7 protein-coding genes are annotated in these 5156 nt (G+C 64.1%); 5 read left to right on the plus strand and 2 right to left on the minus strand.

Annotated elements, in window-relative coordinates:
• Positions 1 to 167 precede the first annotated feature (167 nt).
• Positions 168 to 389, minus strand: a complete 222-nt coding sequence (locus ACLBYD_RS26590; RefSeq protein ID WP_447818801.1) for a hypothetical protein — start codon at positions 387 to 389, stop codon at positions 168 to 170.
• Here ACLBYD_RS26590 and ACLBYD_RS26595 point away from each other — a divergent pair.
• From ACLBYD_RS26595 to ACLBYD_RS26615, 5 genes are all read left to right on the plus strand, one after another.
• Entirely contained in the window at positions 313 to 528 is a 216-nt protein-coding gene (locus tag ACLBYD_RS26595) for an OB-fold domain-containing protein (protein WP_447818800.1), read from the plus strand. The genes ACLBYD_RS26590 and ACLBYD_RS26595 overlap by 77 nt on opposite strands.
• A gap of 578 nt (positions 529 to 1106) precedes the next feature.
• Positions 1107 to 1307 (plus strand): hypothetical protein, encoded by a 201-nt coding sequence (locus tag ACLBYD_RS26600; protein ID WP_447818780.1) that lies wholly within the window; start codon positions 1107 to 1109, stop codon positions 1305 to 1307.
• Between the two features lie 292 nt (positions 1308 to 1599).
• Positions 1600 to 1896 (plus strand): hypothetical protein, encoded by a 297-nt coding sequence (locus tag ACLBYD_RS26605; protein WP_447818781.1) that lies wholly within the window; start codon positions 1600 to 1602, stop codon positions 1894 to 1896.
• Positions 1897 to 2542: 646 nt separating this feature from the next.
• Positions 2543 to 3445, plus strand: coding sequence for a universal stress protein (locus ACLBYD_RS26610; protein WP_447818782.1), 903 nt, complete (start codon positions 2543 to 2545; stop codon positions 3443 to 3445).
• Entirely contained in the window at positions 3423 to 3626 is a 204-nt protein-coding gene (locus ACLBYD_RS26615; RefSeq protein ID WP_447818783.1) for a hypothetical protein, read from the plus strand. The genes ACLBYD_RS26610 and ACLBYD_RS26615 overlap by 23 nt, the downstream gene beginning before the upstream one ends.
• A gap of 67 nt (positions 3627 to 3693) precedes the next feature.
• On the opposite strand, the gene ACLBYD_RS26620 is transcribed toward ACLBYD_RS26615, so the two are convergent.
• Entirely contained in the window at positions 3694 to 4989 is a 1296-nt protein-coding gene (locus ACLBYD_RS26620; protein ID WP_447818784.1) for a hemolysin family protein, read from the minus strand.
• Positions 4990 to 5156: the final 167 nt, after the last annotated feature.

Consider the following 5156-nt stretch of genomic DNA (forward strand, 5'->3'; position numbering starts at 1 on the left):
AGGCAGGGCATCCGGGGTCTTCCACCCCGACAAGCGTCGTGTGGAAGGTGCCCTACCCGCCCGATCGAAGGCCCCGCCATGGTCCACCGACACCGATCACCCATAACTCGTCGACCGCCCCTAACTCGTGCAAACGGCCATCTTCCTGCGACCCCTCGGCCCCCAGCTCACGCCCACAACCGGACCACCCGGTCCGGGAAGCTCGTCATCTGGAAATGTCGAGACTGCGCCACGGTGCTGGCACCGTCGCCGACCACCTGCCCCGGGTGCGCGTCCGACATACTCGAGCCGATCGAGTCGGCCGGCGCAGGTGTGATCGTCTCGTGCCGAGTCGTCGAGGACGCCCCCGATCCGCTGCGCAGTTCACCCTGTCCGTCGGTCCTGGCCATCGTCGAACTCGACGAGGGACCCTTGGTGTATTCGTGGATCGACGGTGATGTTCCGGTGCGGCCCGAGCGCCGCGTACGAGTGTCGTATCGATCCACGCAGCCAGGCGAGCGTTTCCCACACTTCGCACCGCGCGACTGACGACAATATCCACTCCCGTCCGACCTGAAGGACCGTGCTGGAAGAACAGTGCGGATGCAACAGTGCGGATGCGGCACTCCCCGATTTCGACCGCGCAGCATGACAATTCGGTAACGCGATGACCGTCCGCAACCACGAGCTTGCACGGCCCTGCGCAGGCATCACACGCCGCGGACACCCGATGCGGGATGTAGTCGACCCGACGGATGGCAACGACAATCGCCCCCACCTGCCTGTGCAAGCAATGGTGTGGGCGATCTGGGCCGTGACGCCGGGGGGCGAAATCACGGCACCCGCAGACCAACGCGCGCCGCGATCGGCACCACCGCACAGCTCGAGTGACGTCGACGAACACCCACAATCCGTCGACGATGATGGCTGCGTGCGAACAGGGGTGACACTGCTCCTGCTGGCGGTCCTGGGAGCGCCGGGACCGCTCAATGGCACCGCGCTGGTGTCGGACCCCAGCGGTCCAACCTCGGTCTGGACCTCGACATGCTTCCGAGCTGGCACAGTTGGAACTCCTTACTGCCCGGGGATTCGTCCTGCTCTCTTCGGGGATTGCTCCGCTGTTGTGCGTGGCCGCGCTGCTGCTGGACGTTCTCTACGCAACATTGCGACGCTCGGATGATCGGAATCGTCGCGATCGCCTGGGCGCTGTTCCCCAGATTGTGGTCCTCGACATCGACGCACCACGCGCCCAGACCGCGCTGGTCTTGGCGGGGATCGTCCTGATCTTCGGCACGACCACTGCGGCGCCACGTCGTCGACAGTGCTGAACACTGAACCCTGCCGGGACACATGCGAACCAGCGGCCCCGGGCGCCCATCTACGAATGAGATTCCGATAAGGCACGAAACGGTTTGATCAGCCGGTTGCTGCAGGTTCCCGCTATTGGTGTCAGTTCTCGTATCGGGGTGAGCGGCCGGGCCGATTTCGCCATTCGGTGTCAGTAATGGGACCCCGAGAACACACCGGACTAGTGGCTCGTCACGGATTGTTGACCGGGTAACCCAGGGTCGAGGCGAGGTGCACGGCAAACTGTCTCCGAGTCGATACGAGGAAGTGACCGTGGCACGCCAACCCAGCGTGTTCATCCGATCGTTGATTATGGAGGAAGGGCGACGGCTGCAGAAGATCAGCCGCACCACCGAAGACCCGATCAAATTCCGTCGCGCCATCGTGGTGCTGATGTCCGCGCAGGGCCAGACCGCCCAGGACATCACCTCGTTGACGCAGGTCAACGACGACTATGTCCGTGATGTGATCCATGCGTGCAACAGCCATGGATTCGAGGCGTTGCACCAAAATGGAGAGGGGGACGGCCGAAGCCGATCGATGAGCAGACGCGTGAGCGGATCTGCTTGATCGCCCCGGACGTCCCCCTGCGTTGGAGGATCACCGCGTTCTCCACATGGAGTCTGGCCAAGCTCGCCGAGCACCTGATCGCGCAGAAGGTGGTGTCGGCGATCAGTCGTGAGACTGCGCCGCATCCTGCACGGCGGCAAGATCACCTGGCAGTCCACTACGACGTGGAAGGCATCGACAGATCCGGATTTCCTGCCGAAGATGCACCCAAAGTCAGAATCCCTTCCGGTTCTCGGGAGGGTCTTTTAGGCCCTGATCCGCTCAGATGCATTTCGAGTCGCTCGGCGGACCGATCACCGAGGCGGTCAACATCGAGGTTGTCGGCGGCATACGCCGACAAAACTGGAGGCGCTCATGGTAAAGCGCGATGCGTCAACCGAGGACCTCAGCAAGAACCCAGCGTGCGGTGTCGATATCGCTCAGCTTCGGGTCGACCTACGTGATGACTCGCCGACCCACGGCCCACATGAAGTGGCCACCCCAAGGAGCGGGTCCGCTATGCTCGCACCCGTCTACACCTTCATGACTTCCGGCGAGCGCACTCACCTAGGCCAAACGGATAGCCCGCGAGCGGGAGTCTCCCTACCTACCCAAAGAGGTCCAAAAGAAGCTCGGCAGAGTCGATTCAAGTTGAGGAAGGTGCACCGTGCCGGTGAGCGCAATCGTGGGATACGACGGTTCCCTGGCCGCTAACGCAGCGATCGAAGCTGGCGCGTCGCTGTTTCCGAATGCGCACGGATGGATTACCTACCTCTGGGCCCCTCCATTTGCCAGCAGCAAAGTGCGCCAGCGGCTACATGCCCTCGCTCATAACGTCGATGAATTGAGCGAGATGGTTCAGCATGAGGGTGAGCACGAGGCTCAGCGGCTCCTGACGGTCGGTGTCGCACTAGCCCGCACCGCCGGATGGGATGCTGAGCCGCTGCTGAAACCAACCTTCAGCGGCGAAGGCCCACGTCTCGCGCAGATTGCCGACGAGATGGAAGTCGACCTGGTGCTTGTCGGGTCTCGCGGGCTGGGTAACACCCAAGCGATGCTAGGCAGCGTGTCCGACACGGTGGTGCGCTACTCCGCTCGGCCCGTCCTCGTCGTCCCTTATCCGATGTTGGCCGCCGACTATGCCGCCCTGACTGACGGGCCCGTAACGATTGGTTGGGACGGCTCTGCAGGTGCGGGAACAGCGTTCGAGGGCGCCGTCCATTTGTTCCCGGACCGTGACCTGTTTCTGGTTTCCGTCGACGACGAAGGCAGCGACACCGCCCTTCCGAGTTCCCATTTGCCAGGGATCACCGACCGAGAAATCACGCGGTTGAATGTTAAACGAGGGCGGGGCCTCCATTCTCGCGCCCTTTCCGATGCACTGACCGCCTCTGCACAGGACCTTAAAGCTGCTGCCATAGTGGTCGGATCTCGGGGACGTTCCACAGCGCGGGAGATGCTGCTCGGCAGCGTGGCGATAAGTACCCTGCGCCACTCCCATCGGCCCGTCATCGTGGTGCCGAGCGCATGGCACGCTCCTCAGAACCGTGACCGAGGACAAAAGCGTTAACTACAAACCGGCCTTGCTCAACCCGCAATTGCTGTCCGCGTTGGGTGCTGCGACGAGCAGTCACCCTCGGCCGGTGACCGAGATGCTCAACACCGAACGCCGGCCCGGCCACACCAACGAGGCCGTGTTCGTCCCCGTGATGGGAAGAGAACGCGGTCGAGAAACGCTCTTCGGTTACTGACCGAGATCAGCGTGGTGGTCGCCTTTCGTGAGGTGGCCGTGTTGCGCGATACTTTGGTCAGATTCGGTCATCGGCGTCGGTGCAGTCGCAGGCGTGCGATGCGGTGGCCGTCGAGTTCGCTCACCGTCAGACGATGGCCGTCGACGGTGAGGCTCTCACCGAGGTGCGGAAGGTGCTGCAGACGGTGCAGGACGAAGCCGGCAACGGTGTCGTAGGGACCATCGGGCAAGGAAATGGCGGTGGCCCGGTTGAAGTCCTCGACATGGAGCCGACCGTCGATCTGTTCGTGCAGGGGTTGCTGTTGGTGGGGTAGCTCGGACACGGGCGGGTCGCCGGTGGGGTCGAATTCGTCGCCGATCTCACCGACGATCTCTTCGACGATGTCCTCGATCGTCACGATGCCGGCCGTGCCGCCGTACTCGTCGATCACTACCGTGATCTGGGCGTTGCTGCGCCGCATGACTGTCAGCGCGGCCAGGGCCGGTTTGGAACCGGGCAGTGCCAGTACCGGACGGCACAGGCCCCTCACCCGGTCGGGTCCGGTCTCGGGGTCGGCGAGGATCAGGTCCCGCACATGCACGAATCCGATCACATGATCGACGGTGCCGGCCGCAACCGGGAAACGACTGTGAGCCTTGCTCAACGCGATGGCGCGAGCCTGCGGGATCGAGCTGTCGGCATCGAGGAAATCCACTTCGGTGCGTGGGCGCATCACCTCGGTCAGGCACCGCGCTCCCGCGTCGAAGACTTCGGTGAGCACACTGCGCTCGTCGGGGGGAAGAACATCGTGCTCGACCAGCATGTCGCGGAGCTCGTCGTGGGTGATCTCTTCGTTCTTGCGGGACGGATCGGCGCCGAGCAGGCGAACCAGAGCGTCGGTGGAGACCGACAGCAACCAGATCACCGGGCGCATGAGGGTGGCGAAGCGATCCAGTGCCGGGGCGGCCGCCAGAGCCGTGCCGGTGGCGCGTTGCAGGGCGATGCGTTTGGGTACCAGCTCGCCCAGCACCAGTGACAGATAGGCGATGACCAAAGTGGTGCCGATCAGGGCCGCGGCGTTGGCGACGCTGTGTTCGAGTCCCCACTGTTGCAGTGTCGGGGCTAGATCGGGGGCGAGGGTGGAAGCACCGTAGGCGGCGGAGAAGAACCCGGCGACGGTCACCCCGATCTGCACCGCGGACAAGAACCGGTTGGGGTCGCGCGCAAGGGTGGCGGTGCGGCGACCTCGTCCCCCGCGCCGGTCGAGCTCGCGGATCTGACTCTCGCGCAGGGAGACCAACGCGATCTCGGTGGCGGCGAACACGCCGCCGACGAGCACGAAGACGAGCACCAACCCTAGATTGACGAGGGTGTCGGTGGTCATGGCGACGTGCCGCGTTCAGCTCGAAGGGATCGGGGTTTCGGACCGGTGTCCATACTCCGCACTCCTCGCCGGTGGTTCCCAGTCTAGGCACAGCGCAGCACAGCGGACAGTACGTTGCGATCGAGGATGCCCGGCGGGTCGACAGGTCCTTCACGCCGGTGGCCGGG

The organism is Rhodococcus sp. C26F, assembly GCF_053345925.1.

Bases quoted from the DNA above. Each gene is read 5' to 3' on its own strand.
- ACLBYD_RS26590 (WP_447818801.1), bottom strand. From the start codon at position 389: ATGGCCAGGACCGACGGACAGGGTGAACTGCGCAGCGGATCGGGGGCG.
- ACLBYD_RS26620 (WP_447818784.1), bottom strand. From the start codon at position 4,989: ATGACCACCGACACCCTCGTCAATCTAGGGTTGGTGCTCGTCTTCGTG.